15 protein-coding genes, 5 tRNA genes, 1 riboswitch and 4 other annotated features (1 of these 25 cut by a window edge) are annotated in these 16,093 nt (G+C 31.3%); of the genes, 17 read left to right on the plus strand and 3 right to left on the minus strand.

From position 1 onward, the window contains the following. Nucleotides 1–31 precede the first annotated feature (31 nt). A complete protein-coding gene (gene dapA / locus I6U48_RS07595) occupies nucleotides 32–913 on the minus strand; it encodes a 4-hydroxy-tetrahydrodipicolinate synthase (RefSeq protein ID WP_218319817.1) in 882 nt (293 codons plus the stop codon). Between the two features lie 61 nt (nucleotides 914–974). Further along, nucleotides 975–1,976 carry an aspartate-semialdehyde dehydrogenase gene (locus I6U48_RS07600; RefSeq protein WP_218319818.1) on the minus strand — a complete coding sequence of 334 codons (1,002 nt, stop codon included), beginning with the start codon at nucleotides 1,974–1,976 and terminating at the stop codon, nucleotides 975–977. Nucleotides 1,977–2,250: 274 nt separating this feature from the next. Beyond that, a riboswitch (Lysine riboswitch) is annotated at nucleotides 2,251–2,477 on the minus strand. A gap of 185 nt (nucleotides 2,478–2,662) precedes the next feature. On the opposite strand from I6U48_RS07600, the gene I6U48_RS07605 reads away from it, so the two are divergent. The 9 genes from I6U48_RS07605 to I6U48_RS07645 all read left to right on the plus strand — a co-directional run bounded on the left by I6U48_RS07605 (nucleotide 2,663) and on the right by I6U48_RS07645 (nucleotide 7,132). After that, nucleotides 2,663–4,342 (plus strand): peptide ABC transporter substrate-binding protein, encoded by a 1,680-nt coding sequence (locus tag I6U48_RS07605; RefSeq protein ID WP_312890926.1) that lies wholly within the window; start codon nucleotides 2,663–2,665, stop codon nucleotides 4,340–4,342. Nucleotides 4,343–4,513: 171 nt separating this feature from the next. Continuing rightward, nucleotides 4,514–4,774 carry an alpha/beta-type small acid-soluble spore protein gene (locus I6U48_RS07610; RefSeq protein WP_218319819.1) on the plus strand — a complete coding sequence of 87 codons (261 nt, stop codon included), beginning with the start codon at nucleotides 4,514–4,516 and terminating at the stop codon, nucleotides 4,772–4,774. 123 nt (nucleotides 4,775–4,897) lie between these two features. Beyond that, nucleotides 4,898–5,641, plus strand: coding sequence for a class I SAM-dependent DNA methyltransferase (locus tag I6U48_RS07615; RefSeq protein ID WP_218319820.1), 744 nt, complete (start codon nucleotides 4,898–4,900; stop codon nucleotides 5,639–5,641). A gap of 122 nt (nucleotides 5,642–5,763) precedes the next feature. Next, nucleotides 5,764–6,651: an Hsp33 family molecular chaperone HslO gene (gene hslO / locus I6U48_RS07620; protein WP_218319821.1), complete on the plus strand. Its 888-nt coding sequence runs from the start codon at nucleotides 5,764–5,766 to the stop codon at nucleotides 6,649–6,651. 72 nt (nucleotides 6,652–6,723) lie between these two features. Continuing rightward, nucleotides 6,724–6,799, plus strand: a tRNA-Val gene (locus tag I6U48_RS07625). Between the two features lie 6 nt (nucleotides 6,800–6,805). After that, a tRNA-Asp gene (locus I6U48_RS07630) sits at nucleotides 6,806–6,882 on the plus strand. Nucleotides 6,883–6,894: 12 nt separating this feature from the next. Beyond that, nucleotides 6,895–6,970 (plus strand) — tRNA-Phe (locus tag I6U48_RS07635). Nucleotides 6,971–6,976: 6 nt separating this feature from the next. Then, nucleotides 6,977–7,051: transfer RNA gene (locus I6U48_RS07640), tRNA-Gly, on the plus strand. Between the two features lie 6 nt (nucleotides 7,052–7,057). Continuing rightward, a tRNA-Cys gene (locus I6U48_RS07645) sits at nucleotides 7,058–7,132 on the plus strand. Between the two features lie 65 nt (nucleotides 7,133–7,197). On the opposite strand, the gene I6U48_RS07650 is transcribed toward I6U48_RS07645, so the two are convergent. Then, on the minus strand, nucleotides 7,198–7,908 hold the full coding sequence (locus tag I6U48_RS07650) for a DUF6873 family GME fold protein (RefSeq protein ID WP_218319822.1): 711 nt from the start codon (nucleotides 7,906–7,908) through the stop codon (nucleotides 7,198–7,200). 150 nt (nucleotides 7,909–8,058) lie between these two features. Here I6U48_RS07650 and ytxC point away from each other — a divergent pair, with 150 nt between their 5' ends. From ytxC to I6U48_RS07690, 8 genes are all read left to right on the plus strand, one after another. Beyond that, nucleotides 8,059–8,958, plus strand: coding sequence for a putative sporulation protein YtxC (ytxC, locus tag I6U48_RS07655; protein WP_218319823.1), 900 nt, complete (start codon nucleotides 8,059–8,061; stop codon nucleotides 8,956–8,958). A 67-nt stretch (nucleotides 8,959–9,025) separates the two neighbouring features. Then, nucleotides 9,026–9,263, plus strand: a binding site (T-box leader). 30 nt (nucleotides 9,264–9,293) lie between these two features. Beyond that, nucleotides 9,294–9,531: a binding site (T-box leader), on the plus strand. Between the two features lie 67 nt (nucleotides 9,532–9,598). Then, a complete protein-coding gene (gene thrS, locus I6U48_RS07660) occupies nucleotides 9,599–11,515 on the plus strand; it encodes a threonine--tRNA ligase (protein ID WP_218319824.1) in 1,917 nt (638 codons plus the stop codon). 41 nt (nucleotides 11,516–11,556) lie between these two features. Next, nucleotides 11,557–11,678: a sequence feature (ribosomal protein L20 leader region), on the plus strand. Nucleotides 11,679–11,709: 31 nt separating this feature from the next. Then, the gene (gene infC, locus I6U48_RS07665; protein ID WP_218319825.1) at nucleotides 11,710–12,231 is read left to right on the plus strand and encodes a translation initiation factor IF-3; all 522 of its coding nucleotides are present in this window, start codon (nucleotides 11,710–11,712) and stop codon (nucleotides 12,229–12,231) included. Nucleotides 12,232–12,250: 19 nt separating this feature from the next. Continuing rightward, a complete protein-coding gene (gene rpmI / locus I6U48_RS07670; protein ID WP_218319826.1) occupies nucleotides 12,251–12,448 on the plus strand; it encodes a 50S ribosomal protein L35 in 198 nt (65 codons plus the stop codon). A 34-nt stretch (nucleotides 12,449–12,482) separates the two neighbouring features. Continuing rightward, nucleotides 12,483–12,842 (plus strand): 50S ribosomal protein L20, encoded by a 360-nt coding sequence (gene rplT / locus I6U48_RS07675; protein WP_218319827.1) that lies wholly within the window; start codon nucleotides 12,483–12,485, stop codon nucleotides 12,840–12,842. Between the two features lie 325 nt (nucleotides 12,843–13,167). After that, nucleotides 13,168–14,514: a TrkH family potassium uptake protein gene (locus tag I6U48_RS07680; RefSeq protein WP_218319828.1), complete on the plus strand. Its 1,347-nt coding sequence runs from the start codon at nucleotides 13,168–13,170 to the stop codon at nucleotides 14,512–14,514. Between the two features lie 12 nt (nucleotides 14,515–14,526). Beyond that, a complete protein-coding gene (locus tag I6U48_RS07685; RefSeq protein WP_218319829.1) occupies nucleotides 14,527–15,186 on the plus strand; it encodes a potassium channel family protein in 660 nt (219 codons plus the stop codon). Between the two features lie 13 nt (nucleotides 15,187–15,199). Further along, entirely contained in the window at nucleotides 15,200–15,988 is a 789-nt protein-coding gene (locus I6U48_RS07690; protein ID WP_218319830.1) for a TrmH family RNA methyltransferase, read from the plus strand. 50 nt (nucleotides 15,989–16,038) lie between these two features. Then, nucleotides 16,039–16,093: a binding site (T-box leader), on the plus strand; it runs 170 nt beyond the window's last position.

Here is a 16,093-nt window from a genome sequence, read left to right on the forward strand (position 1 = left end):
AAAAATTTTGCGTCGCATAATTTTTATGATACTATTTTAAAAGTCCATAATTTTTTAATTCTTTTTTTAGAATCTCTAGATTTGAATCAACCATATCACACAGTGGAAGCCTTAAGTTTCCAACATTCATACCTAAAAGATTCATAGCCGTTTTTACAGGGATAGGATTTGTCTCTATGAATAATGCATTAGTTAAAGCTAAAGAATCTAATTGTAATTTTAAAGCTTCTTTAGTCTTACCAGCAAGGAATAATTCACACATATCATGAGTATCCTTAGGGATTACATTTGCAAGCACAGATATAACGCCTACGCCGCCTAAAGAAAGTATAGGAATTATCTGATCATCATTTCCAGAGTATATATCAAGTCTGTCCCCACACAATGCTTTAATTTCAGCTATTTGGCTTATGTTTCCGCTAGCTTCTTTAACAGCAACTATATTATCGAACTGACATAGCTCCTTCAAAGTTTTTGGAGTAATATTCATACCTGTTCTTCCAGGAACATTGTATACAATTATAGGAGCTTTAACACTTGTAGCAATAGCTTTAAAGTGTTCTACAAGTCCCTTTTGGGTGGTTTTGTTGTAGTAAGGAGTTATTACTAAAAGTCCGTCCACTCCTATGCTTTCAGCCCATTTACTCATATTTATTGATGCAGCAGTATTGTTTGTTCCTGTGCCTGCTATTACAGGAATTCTTTTATTTACTACATCAACTGCGAATTTTATTGCTTCTTTTCTCTCTTGTTCAGTCATTGTAGATCCTTCGCCAGTAGTACCGCAAACTATTACAGCATCTGTACCAGATTTAATATGCCACTCGAGTAATTCTTCTAATTTTTTAAAATCCACTCCACTTTCGTTAAATGGGGTTACTATAGCAACACCGGAACATTTAAATAAACTCATACAAAACACCTCAATTAAAAATATTTTTATACATTATAATTATATTAAAATTCAGCATAAATTATTTGGCATTATTTTCACTAATCATATATTCAGCTATTTGGATTGCATTGGAAGCAGCACCTTTACGTATATTATCAGCAACAACCCATAAGTTTAGTCCATTATCTAAACTGAAGTCTCTTCTGATTCTTCCAACATAAACCTCATCATGTCCTGCGGCATCTATTGGAAGTGGATAAACAAGGTTTTTAACATCATCTTTTAAAACTATTCCATTTGCATTTTTATATAGTTCAAATACATCAGCTAATTCAAATTGATTTTTTAATTCAACATTTATGCTTTCGCTGTGACCATATACTACAGGAACTCTTACTGTAGTAGCTGTGATTTTTAGGCTATCATCATGTAGTATTTTTTGAGTTTCATTAATCATTTTCATTTCTTCTTTAGTGTATCCATTGTCAAGGAATACATCTATATGAGGAAGAACATTGCCAGCTATAGCATAAGGGAATTTTTTTGGTGGATTTCCTTTGTAGCCCTCAAGTAAATCATTGTAACCACTCATTCCAGCTCCAGATACAGCTTGATAAGTTGAATATATTATTCTATTTATTCCGTATTTATCGTGTAAAGGCTTTAAGGCAACTACAGCTTGTATTGTTGAACAATTAGGATTTGCAATTATTCCTTTATGCCATTTAGTATCTTCAGGATTTACTTCAGGAACAACTAAAGGTACTTCAGGGTCCATTCTCCATGCGCTACTATTATCTATAACAGTAGCATTATATTTGGCAAATATAGGAGCAAATTCTTTACTTACATCTCCACCGGCGGAAAATAATGCAAATTCTATTTTCTTATTTTTGATGTTATCTTCTTTTAATTCTTCAACAGTGACATCTGTATCCTTAAATTTTAATACTTTTCCAGCAGATCTTGCAGATGCAAAAAAATAAATTTCATTTACTGGAAAATCTCTTTCTTGTAATACTTCGATAAACTTTCTTCCAACCATTCCTGTACAGCCAACTACTGCTACATTGTATTTCATCTTAAATACCCCCTAAATTTTGTTGATTATTATTTGCAAAATTCCGATCTCATAGGAGTCAAGAATTTTAAACTTTATTAAAGAGAAATTTAATAACTTAAAGATAGTTATATTATATGTTATAGTTTTGCATAATTTATTGCTAAAAATGCTTAATGTATTGCAAAAACTGCTTTAAATTTATTAAATCATATAAGTTGCACCTAATTTTTTGTAAAACAAAAGCAGCAAAGGAACACCTCTGCTGCATAAAAATACAAATGCAACTTCGTGTACCCTTTGTAGCTCTCCACTTTCCAAAATGGAATTATACAATTTGTGTATAATTAGGTTATGCATAAACAACACATAAACTCAAGTGACAACTTTGCATATATTATATGCAAAGCCAGAAAATAATTTTACCAAATCATTTTCTTCGGCTATAATTCCTTTCTTTAATCTTCAAACGTCCGTCGACTAGGAATAAATACTATTAATTACAGCGCCTCTACCCTAAGGTAAATTCGTTATTAAATTACAATTAGTTTAACATAGGTATTTATACATTTCAAGTTTTTTTTATGCGTAAATAAAAATATTTGTTCTGTATAACTATATTGAATAAAAATTTGTTAAGTAGTAAAAATGTATATTATGGAGTAAATGTTTTATATTTACAAATGATATAAAAAGGAGGCGTTTTAGTGAAAAATAAAAAAAATGTGCTATGTTTAGTTATGATTTTTATAATTTTTTCTTTAGTAGGATGTAATAAAAGTTCAAATAAAATTCATTCAGAAGTGAAAAAAACTGATTTAAAGCAATATTTAAGTATTGAGTTAGAGGGAGAACCTAAAACTTTAGACCAATCCAAGACAAGTGATTCTTATTCTTCTCAAATTCTTTATGAAGTGAATGAAGCACTGACTAGGAGTGAAGTAGATGAAAACGGAAAGAATATAGTCAAGCCTGCAGGTGCTGAAAGTTGGGAGGTATCATCAGATCGGTTGAAGTGGACATTTCACTTAAGAGATAACAAATGGTCCGATGGTAAGAAAGTAACAGCCGAGGATTATGAATATGGTATCAAGAGAAATTTAGATCCCGAGATTAATTCACAAAATGCGTTTTTATTATATCCTATAAAAGGTGCTAGGAATTTCACTGAATCAGATAAAACCGTATCTAAAAGCGAGCAAATAGGTATTAAAGCCGTAGATGAGAAGACTTTAGAAATTGTACTGGAAGCACCTTGTGCATACTTTTTAGATTTGGCTAGTTATCAAGTAATGCAGCCACAAAGGAAAGATCTTATAGAAAAATTTGGTAATAAGTACGGAAAGGAATTAGATACAATGGCTTTTTGTGGTCCTTTTTCAATAAGCAAATGGACTCATAATAAAGAAATGGAATTGATAAAAAATAAATCATATTGGGATAACAAAGCAGTAAAGCTTGAAAAGATATTAGTAAAATTAGGTGGTGAAGATTCATTAAATAGTCTGTTGAATGGATCTATAGACTTAGCAAAGGATGTAAACTTAGAATATAGTAAAACGATTGGAAAAAATGAAAAAGTTGACATAATAAAGCTGCCGGAACCATCAGTAAATTTTGAACTTTATAATCAAAATAATAAATTATTTAGTAACTCTAAAATTAGAAAAGCTTTTTCTTTAGCTCTTGATAGAGAAGAAATTAGTAAAAGTTTATGGAAAGGAGTATATACACCGGCCTATGGATGGATTCCTCCATGCATAAGAATAGGAGATGTTTATTTTAGAGATAAGGTTAATTTTGAACCAATTAAAAGTATGAAAAGTGAAGAGGCAAAAAAGTTATTAATAGAAGGACTAAAAGAATTGGGGATGGATGGTGATCCAGGTAAAGTTACAGTAAATTACTTGCAATCGGGTACAGATATAAAGCAAAAGGATATAGCTGATTTTTTTCAAAAAATGTACAGTAAAAATCTTGGCGTAAATATAAAAGTAGAATATGTAGACTATGACTTATTCTCAAAAAAGATTATCTCTGGAGACTATCAAATGGCTAGTGTAATTTGGAGGGGAGACTATAATGATCCATCAGCATATTTAAATATGTGGGTAAAAGATACCAAGCTTATACCTACAGGATGGTCAAGTGATGAATATGACTCATTAATAAGAAAAGCAAATACTATGGGTGATAACAAAAATGAGGATAGGATTAAAAACTTTAAGGAAGCTGAAAATATACTTGTGGCGAAGGAAGCGGTAATATCACCTACTGTATATAGAAATAAGCAAATATTGAAAAGAGAATATGTGAAAAATATAATGGCACCTGCATTTGGACCTGATATAGAGCTTAAATATGTATATACCAACGGTAGAGAGTAAAAGTTTTTATAGTACTGAAGCTTGGTAACATATACCGGAGCATAAGTTTACCTTCGGTGGTGTTTGTCTATAACGGTGTTAGTGCCATGACAATAGGTAGAAATATTTAGGGTATAAATAATTTACTAACTGTAAAAAATAATGGATAGAGGAACTGGAGGATGGTACAATATGAGCAAAACACCATTAAAAAAGGTTATAAAATCCAAACTAAAATCACATAGAGAATTAACGGAGGCAGAAAAACTTCGGGAAAAATTGAAATATGAAATAGCAGATGAATTAGGATTGAGAGATAAAGTAGATAAATGCGGATGGAGTGGGTTAACTGCAGAAGAAACAGGAAGAATAGGCGGAATAATGACTAGAAGAAAGAAAGAATTAAATATACCTAAAAATGACGTTATTTTAAATGAGGAAAGATATAAATAATAAAATTTTATTCTTGTAAAATGTTGATTTAGGTCAAGTTATTGACTTATGTATTAAAAATATATAATATTAATTGGTAGATAATTTAATCATATATTTTATAAATTCTGAAGGGAAGTTAATATGGATTGTTATAAAGAATTTGCACATATTTATGATGAACTTATAAATAGCGATATAGATTATAAAAAATGGGCAATGCAAATATTAAAAGTATGTGATGAATTAAATATAGACAGAAAAGACTACTTAGATATTGCTTGTGGCACAGGAAATATTACTGGAGAGCTTGCTCCAGAGTTTAACAATATATGGGCAGTAGATTTATCTTATGAAATGCTCACAGAAGCAGAAACTAAGCTTAGAGCAAAAGGAAATAAGATTAATTTTGTATGTCAGGATATATGTGAACTTAACTTAAATAGAAAATTTGATCTTATAACCTGCTGTTTAGACTCTACAAACTATATATTAGAAAGTGATAATCTAAAAAGCTATTTTTTATGTGTATTTAATCATCTGAAGGATGAAGGAATTTTCATATTCGACATTAATTCTTATTATAAGCTTACTAGTATCCTTGGTAACAACACATATAATTATGATGATGAAAATGTAACTTATATTTGGCAGAATTGCCTTGATGAGGATATCGTGGACATGTATCTAACTTTTTTTGTTAAGCAAGGTGAACTTTATAAGAGGTTTGATGAGGAACATAGTGAGAGAGCTTATAGACATGAAGAAATTAAAAAATTTTTGTGTGAAACAGGTTTTGAAATAATTAAGATTATGAATAATTATGAAGATAAAGTAATAGAGGACATAACTGAGAGATTAGTTTATGTGGTGAGAAAAGGATGTTAAAGTTCTAAATGAACTTTGCTTGGTAAATTGTGAGCGGAAGCGAACTTGTTAATTTACCTCGTGCCTGAAGGGAAGCAAACGGGGTAAATTACACAGTGTTTCCAACTAAAAGGAGGAAAACAATGGAAGATAAAATTGTGAGAGCTACGGCTCAAAATGGTGATATTAGAATAATAGCAGCTATAACTACTCAGCTTGTAGGAGAAGGAGTTAAAATTCATGGTTGTGCGCCTACAGCAGCTGCTGCCTTTGGTAGAATGCTTACAGCAGGAAGCATTATGGGATCTATGCTTAAGTCTGAAAGTGATTCCTTAACAATAAAGATTGCAGGTGGAGGAGAAGCTCAGGGGGTTGTAGTAACTGCGCATGCAGACGGTCATGTAAAGGGATATATAGGTAACCCTTTAGTAGATTTACCTCCAAATGAAAAAGGAAAGCTTGATGTTGGTGGAGCTATTGGCAAAAATGGTAACTTGTTTATTATAAGAGATATGGGACTTAAAGAGCCATATGTTGGTCAAGTACCTATATATACTGGTGAGATAGGTGATGATTTAGCATATTATTTTACAGTTTCTGAACAGACACCGTCTGCGGTAGGCTTAGGAGTGCTTGTTGATAAAGATTTAAGTATAAGTGCAGCAGGTGGTTTTATAATTCAAATGATGCCAGGAGCAAATGAGTTAGTTGCAGATTTAATAACATATAGGCTGCAAGAAATACCATCTATAACAGAAATGATAAGTAAGGGAATGTCTATAGAAGAAATTTTAAATTTTATCTTTGATGATATGGATTTGAAGATATTAGAAAGTCTACAACCTTCATATAAATGTGATTGTTCCAAGGAAAGGGTAGAGAGAGCTTTGATAAGCATAGGAGAAAAGGATTTGCAAGAGTTATATGATGAAGGTAAAGAAGAAGAATTGAAATGTCATTTTTGTAACAAATCCTATAGATTTACTTCAGAAGAAATAGGGGGAATTCTTAAACTTGCCAAGAGTAAATAGAATTTTATAAAAAACCTGTTGACACAATTTTAATCCTATTGTATAATCTTAAATGTCTTAAGTATTTGGTGTGGGCGCATAGCTCAGCTGGGAGAGCATCTGCCTTACAAGCAGAGGGTCACAGGTTCGAGCCCTGTTGTGCCCACCATATTATGGCCCAGTGGCTCAGTTGGTTAGAGTGCCGGCCTGTCACGCCGGAGGTCGAGGGTTCGAGTCCCTTCTGGGTCGCCATAAAATTGAATTGGCTGGATAGCTCAGTCGGTAGAGCAGAGGACTGAAAATCCTCGTGTCCCTGGTTCGATTCCTGGTCCAGCCACCACATAACGCGGGAGTGGCTCAGTGGTAGAGCGTCACCTTGCCAAGGTGAACGTCGCGGGTTCGAATCCCGTCTTCCGCTCCAAAATATGGCGCTATTGCCAAGTGGTAAGGCAAAGGTCTGCAAAACCTTTATTCCCCAGTTCAAATCTGGGTGGCGCCTCCATAATAAATGAAAAAGTAACTTATTAGTCTAATAAGTTACTTTTTTTATTTTTCTATAATAAAAATTTATAGGTTCGATCTAGCTATAAAGAGACTTCCTCTATCGATTAATTTTTCTTTTCTTAAAAAAACTGGTTCTATACTATGTTTTTTTAAAAACTCTAAAACTTTTTTTCCATAGGTGTAATAATTTAAATCACCATAAAAAGCTAATAATTTATAATCTAAAAGACCACAACAACCACCTATAAATCCATAATCTAATCCAGGAAGCAGTATATCTCCAGGTGGAAGTAGTAGTACATCAATATTTTCTTTAAACAAAGTTTTTGCTATATTTTTATCACTAGTCATTATTGCTTTTTCACTTACTATAGCTGTAGAACATTTTGTATACCCTTGTTTAACATTTATAAGTTTTTTGTTGCTTACTTTTTTTAAAAGTTCAGAATCTGTGTATTTTATATTATGTATGAACAAATTTGACAAATTTACAGCATTTAAAATGATATCATAAGGATACAGTGAATTTAAATTATTTTCAGAAAAAGATACATTAAAACCCAACTTTTTTAATAGCTTAACAAATTTGACATTCATATCTTTATGTACCATAAGGTTTTCGTTATCAATTATATGCAATAGTACATCTGGATGACCACAAATAGCATCGTAAAGCAGTTTTGAAGGTGGGCAAACTAGAACTTCACAACCTAATTTTTTTAAATTACACTTTTCTTCTTCGCTAATTCTATAGTCTACAATAGCATAATCCATAATATAATCCTTTCTTAATAGAGAATTAATAGATATATTCTACAGGCTTTAGTATTATGTTGCAATAGTAGTGTTGTCGAGATTTGGAAAAAAAAAATTGTATATACATTTAGTTTAAACACATACTATTCGTAAGAAAGGAGTGAGAGAATGCTATTACTTACCGTTGTTTATAATAATAATAGAGAAGACGTTATAGATGAAATAGGTGATGTTAGAGAATATTTTAAGCATAAGAAAATAAATATAGGCATTTCAGAAAGTATAGTTTGCAATGCTCACTTCGTGAAAATTTATAGTGACGAAGAAATTAATGATAAACTTTTAAATATGTTTAATATCCATATGGCTAATATATTATATAACATGGTTATAGATGAATTTTACAAAAAAGATATGCTGAATTTTTTATCAGATACATATTTCTTTTTGAAATTTGATGAGATAAAAGAGATAAGACAAAATAGTTTAGAAGTCTTAAGAGGAGAAGAAAGAATAATTGATGAAAATTCAATTTATTGCATGAATAAAAAAAATGCAGTAATAGATAAAATAGTTGAGTGTATAAATGAAAATAAGGAAATAAATATAAATGGTTTTATAACTTTTAGAATGAAAGAATTAAAAGAAAACTTAGAATCTATAATAGACAAAGTTGTTGAAAAATATATGGTGGAAAAGGAGTACAATGAATTTATAAAGCTTCTGAAATACTTTGTTGAAGTACAAGAAAGCAAAATAGGACATATAAATCTAATAATAGATAACAATGGGGAATATTTCATTCAAGATGAGAATGGTAAAAATATAACAGAAGAACTGTTTAGTGATTTAAGCGACTTAAGATATAAAGAAACTACCAATATGGAAGATATTCTGATAAGTGTCTTAATTACAAATTCTCCTGAAAAGATAACAATTCACTGTGCTGAAAATTGTAGAAATAACGAATTAATAGAAACAATAAAAAAGGTATTTACTGATAGAGTTAATTTTTGTGATGAATGCAATGTGTGTAAAGAAATTAAGGGAAGTATTCATAGAGTGTAAATTTTTGAAATAATTTTATAATTTGTATATTGACATTGTTCTTATTAGGTAATATAATATATACAATGTAAAGACAAAGACAAGGAAGAGTAAATAAAAACTACTGTAAGAGAGAAGAACTCTAGGGTGTAAGGTTCTTTGAGTAAGTGTTATTGAAAACCACCTTCGAGTCGAATGCTGAATTTTTAGTAAGCATATCCGTTAACCTGCGTTAAAGGAACAAAGATAACAGTAATGCTATGTTTATATTTCTAAACATGCTGCTGTTGAATTTGGGTGGAACCGCGATTATACTCGTCCCATGTATTGGGAGGAGTTTTTTTATTTATCTAATATTAAAGACAAAGACAAGGAAGAGTAAATAAAAACTGCTGTAAGAGAGAAGAACCCTAGGGTGTAAGGTTCTTTGAGTAAGTGTTATTGAAAACCACCTTCGAGTCGAATGCCGAACTTTTAGTAAGCATATCCGTTAACCTGCGTTAAAGGAACAAAGATAACAGTAATGCTATGTTTATATTTCTAAATATGCTGCTGTTGAATTTGGGTGGAACCGCGATTATACTCGTCCCATGTATTGGGAGGAGTTTTTTGTTTGTTTAATTTTTAATTTTATATAATATAAAAACTAGGAGGAAAAACAATGTTAAAGATTAGTTTAAAAGATGGAAACGTACTTGAAGTTGAAAAAGGTTTAAAAGTAGCAGAAATCGCTGCTAAATTGAGCACATCATTAGCTAAAAAAGCTTTAGGTGCTAAAATAAATGGAGAAAAGGCAGAACTTATGACAGAAGTTAATGATGATTGCAAACTTGAAATATTAACTTTTGATGATGCTGATGGAAAATGGATATTAAGACATACAGCCTCTCATATACTTGCACAGGCTGTAAAAAGATTATACCCAAATGTTAAATTGGCTATAGGACCTGCAGTAGATAATGGATTTTACTATGACTTTGATGCAGAATTTTCATTTACTCCAGAAATGCTTGAAAAAATAGAAGCAGAAATGAACAAAATAGTTAAAGAAGATTTGAAACTAGAAAGATTTGAACTTCCAAGGGCAGAAGCTATAAAACTTATGGAAGAAAAAGGAGAAGATTATAAAGTTGAGTTAATTAAAGATCTTCCAGAAGATGCAGTTATATCTTTTTATAAGCAAGGTGACTTTACAGACTTATGTGCTGGTCCTCATGTACCAGGCACTGGAAAAGTTAAAGCTGTAAAATTACTTTCAATAGCAGGAGCTTATTGGAGAGGTGACGAAAAGAATAAAATGCTTCAGAGAATTTATGGAACTGCATTTGAGAAGAAAGCAGAACTTGATGAATATTTAAATATGTTAGAAGAAGCAAAGAAGAGAGATCACAGAAAATTAGGAAAAGAATTAGACTTATTTAGTATTCATGAAGAAGGACCAGGATTCCCATTTTTCCATCCTAAGGGAATGATAGTAAGAAACACTCTTCAAAACTTCTGGAGAGAAATGCACCAAGCTGCAGATTATGACGAAATAATGACTCCTGTAATTTTAAATGAACAGTTATGGAGACAATCAGGACATTGGGATCATTATAAAGAAAATATGTATTTTACTAAAATAGATGAGCAAGGTTATGCTATAAAGCCTATGAATTGTCCAGGATCTATAATTGTCTACAAAAATGCAATACACTCATACAGAGAACTTCCATTGAGATATGCTGAAATGGGGTTAGTACACAGACATGAGAAGTCAGGTGCGTTGCATGGATTGATGAGAGTTAGATGCTTTACTCAAGATGATGCTCACTTATTTTTAACTAAAGAAAATATAAAAGATGAATTATTAAATGTTATAAAACTTATAACTGATTTTTATAAAGTATTTGGATTCGAATATTTCATTGAGCTTTCAACAAGACCAGAGGATTCTATGGGAAGCGATGAAGATTGGGAAGCAGCAACTAATGGATTAAGAGACGCATTAGAGGCAGCAGGACTACCATACACAGTTAACGAAGGTGATGGAGCATTCTATGGTCCAAAAATAGACTTCCATTTGAAAGATTGTATAGGAAGAACTTGGCAGTGCGGAACTTGTCAGCTTGATTTCCAAATGCCGGAAAGATTTGATCTATCTTATATAGGTGCAGATGGAGAGAAACACAGACCAGTTATGGTTCACAGAGTTGTATTTGGTTCTGTTGAAAGATTCATAGGAATATTAACTGAGCACTACGCAGGGGCTTTCCCAGCTTGGCTTGCACCAGTACAGGTTAAAGTAATGAATATAACTGATGGTCAAATAGAATATGTAAATAAAATCGCTAAGGAATTAAAGAAAAAGGGAATAAGAGTTGAAACTGATTTAAGAAATGAAAAAATAGGATATAAGATCAGAGAAGCTCAACTTCAAAAAATTCCTTATATGCTAGTTATTGGTGATAAAGAAGCAAATGAGGGTAATGTAGCAGTAAGAAGTAGAAAACAAGGCGACATGGGAGTTATGGCATTGGAGGACTTCATTGCAAAGGTAACTGAAGAGATTGATAAAAAAATAAGTGCAGTTGACTAATTAAAGTGTTGACAAGAATAATATAAGATAGTATAATATCATTTGTTAAGAAGAAACAGCCGTTTCTCACCTTACAGCATTGCTAGTGGGGTTATGAAAGAATCATTCTAGTATTACTAGTGTTGTATTCAAAGGACGGCTAATGCCGTCCTTTTTTATATGCTTTAGTGTGTAGATTTTAATCCACCTGGGAGGTGAAAATCATTAACAAAGATTTTCTTGTAAATGAACAAATAAGAGAAAAAGAAGTAAGAGTTATAGGAAACGATGGTTCACAGATTGGTGTAATATCTTCTAAAGAAGCACTTAAAATGGCAGAAGAAAAGGAATTAGATTTGGTTGTGATATCACCAAATGCTAATCCACCAGTTTGCAGAATAATGGACTTTGGCAAATTTATTTATGAACAATCTAAAAAAGATAAAGAAGCTAAGAAAAAACAAAAAGTTATTAATGTAAAAGAAGTTAGACTTAGTCCAACTATTGAGGACCACGATATTTCTATAAAATCTAACAACGCAAGAAAATTCTTACTTGCAGGAGATAAAGTTAAAGTAACAGTTAGATTTAGAGGTAGAGAAGCTGATTACTCATTTATAGGTAAAAAAATATTAGATAACTTTTATGCTAAAGTTGAAGAAGTTTGCGTAGTAGAAAAAGAAGCAAAATTAGAAGGAAGAAACATGATACTAATTTTAAGTCCAAAGAAAGCATAATTGAGAGGAGGAAATTATCATGCCAAAAATGAAAACAAAAAGAAGTGTAGCAAAAAGATTCAAGGTTACAGGATCAGGTAAGCTTAAGAGAGCAAAGGCTTTTAAGAGCCATATACTAACAAAAAAGAGCACAAAGACTAAGAGAAATCTTAGAAAAGCTGGTTATGTTTCAGAAACTCAAGAGAAAACAATGAAGACATTAATGCCTTACGCTTAATAGCAGGCAGGTTCGATAAGGAGGGTTTTATTAAATGGCAAGAGTAAAAAGAGCTATGAATGCTCGTAAATATCATAAAAAAATATTAAAACTTGCAAAAGGTTACTATGGTGGCAAGAGCAAGTTATTCAAAACTGCTAATGAATCAGTTATCAGAGCATTAAGAAATGCATATGTTGGAAGAAGATTAAAGAAGAGAGATTTCAGAAAGCTTTGGATAGCAAGAATAAATGCTGCTACAAGAATGAATGGTCTTTCATATTCAAAATTCATGAATGGAATAAAGACTGCTGGAATCGACATCAACAGAAAAATGCTTTCAGAAATTGCTATCAATGATCCAAAAGCATTCACTGAATTAGTTGATATAGCTAAAAAACAATTAAACGCATAAACAGAGAACCAAAATCTTAAGCAGATATCCCAAATCTATGATTTGGTGATAGTCACTTACACAGAGTGCTGATTTTGATATGGTCGCTTACTCAGTGAGTATTCATCTGATGTAAGAAGAGGAGTTTTCTATATAGATACATAAAATGCAGCATTTAAGCTGCATTTTTTATTTTATATATTTTATTTTACATTAATTTACTAAAATTCTGGTATGGAATGTAATGTCAGTATTTGATACAGACGTATTAGATGATAATGTAGGTAGAACTATACATAATAATGCATAGTGAATTTATAAATACATATAAAAAGGGGTATTTAATGTGAGAATAAAATTTAACAAATATTTTAGAGTTAATGAAATTCAAATACTAGCAATAGGATTTATAATAGTAATTATAATTGGAGCAGTATTATTATGTTTGCCGATATCATCTAAAAGGAGTGCTTATACTAATCTTATTGATTGTATATTTATATCAACTTCTGCTACTTGTGTTACAGGATTGGTAACTTTAGATACAGGAACATACTGGAGTTATTTCGGGCAGATTGTTATATTGATGCTAATACAGATAGGTGGATTAGGTTTTATGTCTATAGCCACTTTAATTGCATTATTGATGGGAAGAAAAATCACATTAAAAGAGAGGCTCGTTATACAGCAATCACTTAACTCTTTTACAATTCAAGGTTTAGTAAAAATGTCAAAGTATTTGTTGATTTTTACCTTTGGAGTAGAAGCTGCAGGCGCGGCTATACTAGCAACGCAATTTGTTCCAGAACTTGGTTGGGCCAAAGGCATATATTATGGAATTTTTCATTCTGTTTCAGCGTTTTGTAATGCAGGTATAGACATAATAGGTGGTTTTAGAAGCTTAACTCCTTATTCAGACAATGCAGTTATACTGCTTACTATAAGTGCACTAATTGTTATAGGCGGCCTTGGATTTTTTGTATGGCAGGAAATATATTATTTTAAAAATAAAAGGAAAATTTCATTGCATTCAAAATTGGTCATAATATCAACTATATTTCTTATTGTGGTAGGAACTGTTTTAATGTTTTTGTTTGAAATGGATAACCCGAAAACTATAGGTAATATGCAAATGAAGGGAAAAGTTTTATCATCAATAGTTGCATCAGTAGTTCCAAGAACTGCTGGATTTAACTCTATTTCTACTGCAGATATGAGTGGAGAAGGTATATTCTTAACTATGCTTCTTATGTTTATTGGAGGCTCACCTGGATCTACGGCAGGAGGAATAAAAACTACAACTGCAGCATTATTAATCATTACAGTCGTGTCAGTTATAAAAGGTAGAGGAGACGCAGAAGTATATGAGAGAAGAATTGGAAAAGAGATTGTTTATAGAGCACTTGTAGTTACTGTATTGGGTATAGGTGTTGTTATGATAGGAACAATCATTCTATGTATGATTGAGAAACCAGCATCATTAGAATATATACTCTATGAGGTGATTTCAGCATTTGGAACTGTAGGATTAACTCTTGGATTAACCCCACATTTAAGTGTGCCAAGTAAGATAATAGTAAGCCTTATTATGTATGCGGGGAGGATTGGAACTCTAACTTTAGCATTATCTTTAGCACAAAAAACTATTCCAGGAACAATAAAGTATCCTGAAGATAAAATTTTAATTGGATAGAGGGTGAAACTTATGGACAAAAAACAATATGTTGTGATAGGCCTTGGACGATTTGGAACTGCTGTTGCTAAGACTTTGTATGAATTAAACAATGACGTTTTAGCAATAGATTCAAATGAGAAAATAATTCAAGAGATATCCGAGTATGTAACCCATGCAATTAGCACTAATGCTACAGATGAAGATAGCTTAAAATCTTTAGGTATAAGCAATTTTGATGTAGCAGTTATAGGAATAGGAGTGAATATGGAAGATAGCATTATGGCAACTTTATTAGCTAAAGAATTAGGAGTAAAGTATGTGATTGCAAAAGCAAATACTAATGTTCATGCAAAAATTTTATATAAAATAGGGGCTGATAAAGTAGTCTTTCCAGAAAGGGATACAGGAATAAGAGTGGCTCAAGATATGGTTTCAAGCAGCATTTTAGATTACATTGATTTATCATCAGAATATGGTATTGCAGAAATCATACCTAGTGAACAATGGAATGATAAAACTTTAGAACAATTAAATTTGAGAGCAAGTTATGGTATAAACATAGTAGCAATAAAGAGAAGTGATGATATTAATATAGCGCCTACTCCTGATTACAAAATTTTAAAAGGTGATATAATAGTGGCAATTGGTAAGTATAAGCATTTAAATAAATTAGATGTTATAGGCGGATAGGAGTGTATATGATTTGGAAATCATTCAGAGTAAAGATAATTCCCTAATTAAGGAAGTGAAAAAATTAAAGGAAAAAAAATATAGAACGGAAAGTAATAGATTTCTGATTGAGGGATTTAGATTTGTTGAAGAAGCTTTACAATCTAAATTTGAGGTTTCTTTACTATTTATAAGTGAAGGTGCTTTAGATAAATGGAAAAGCTTTGATATGGAAGATAAGCTGCAAAAAAACAGTGAAGTATATTTAGTTACAGATAAAGTATTAAAGTTTATAAGTAGTACAGATACTCCTCAAGGAGTTGTTGCAGTAGTAAATAATAAAAACATAAAGGTAGAAAATAAACAGGGATTTTATGTATTAGCAGATAAAGTTCAAGATCCAGGAAATATGGGGACAATAATAAGAACAGCACATGCATCAGGAGCATTAGGAATCGTTATAACAAAGGGTACTGTTGACATATATAACGAAAAAACTTTAAGAGCGACCATGGGATCAATTTTTCATATACCTGTAATACATGATGATAATTTGAAAAGTATAAAGAACTTAAGAGACAATGGATTTAGATTAATTGTTAGTTCATTAGATACAGATAAAAGTTTTTATGATATAGATTTAAATAATAAAGTAATAATAGCAGTAGGAAACGAAGGAAATGGTATAAGTACTGAATTAATTGATATAGCAGATATTAAAGTGAAAATTCCAATGCCTGGTGGTGCAGAATCCTTAAATGTTTCCGTAGCAGCATCTATTATGATGTTTGAGGCTGTAAGACAAAAATTAATTTCAAATTAGCATTGACATTTTATGAGTATAAAGGTAAAATAAAAAAATATAAAATTACATATAATACTATGATGAAGAGAGTAAATATATGCAGCTTTTTTAGAGATAGAGGGT

Origin of the sequence: Clostridium thailandense (assembly GCF_019207025.1) — a bacterium.
In the GTDB taxonomy this organism is placed as follows: Bacteria; Bacillota; Clostridia; order Clostridiales; family Clostridiaceae; genus Clostridium_AM; species Clostridium_AM thailandense.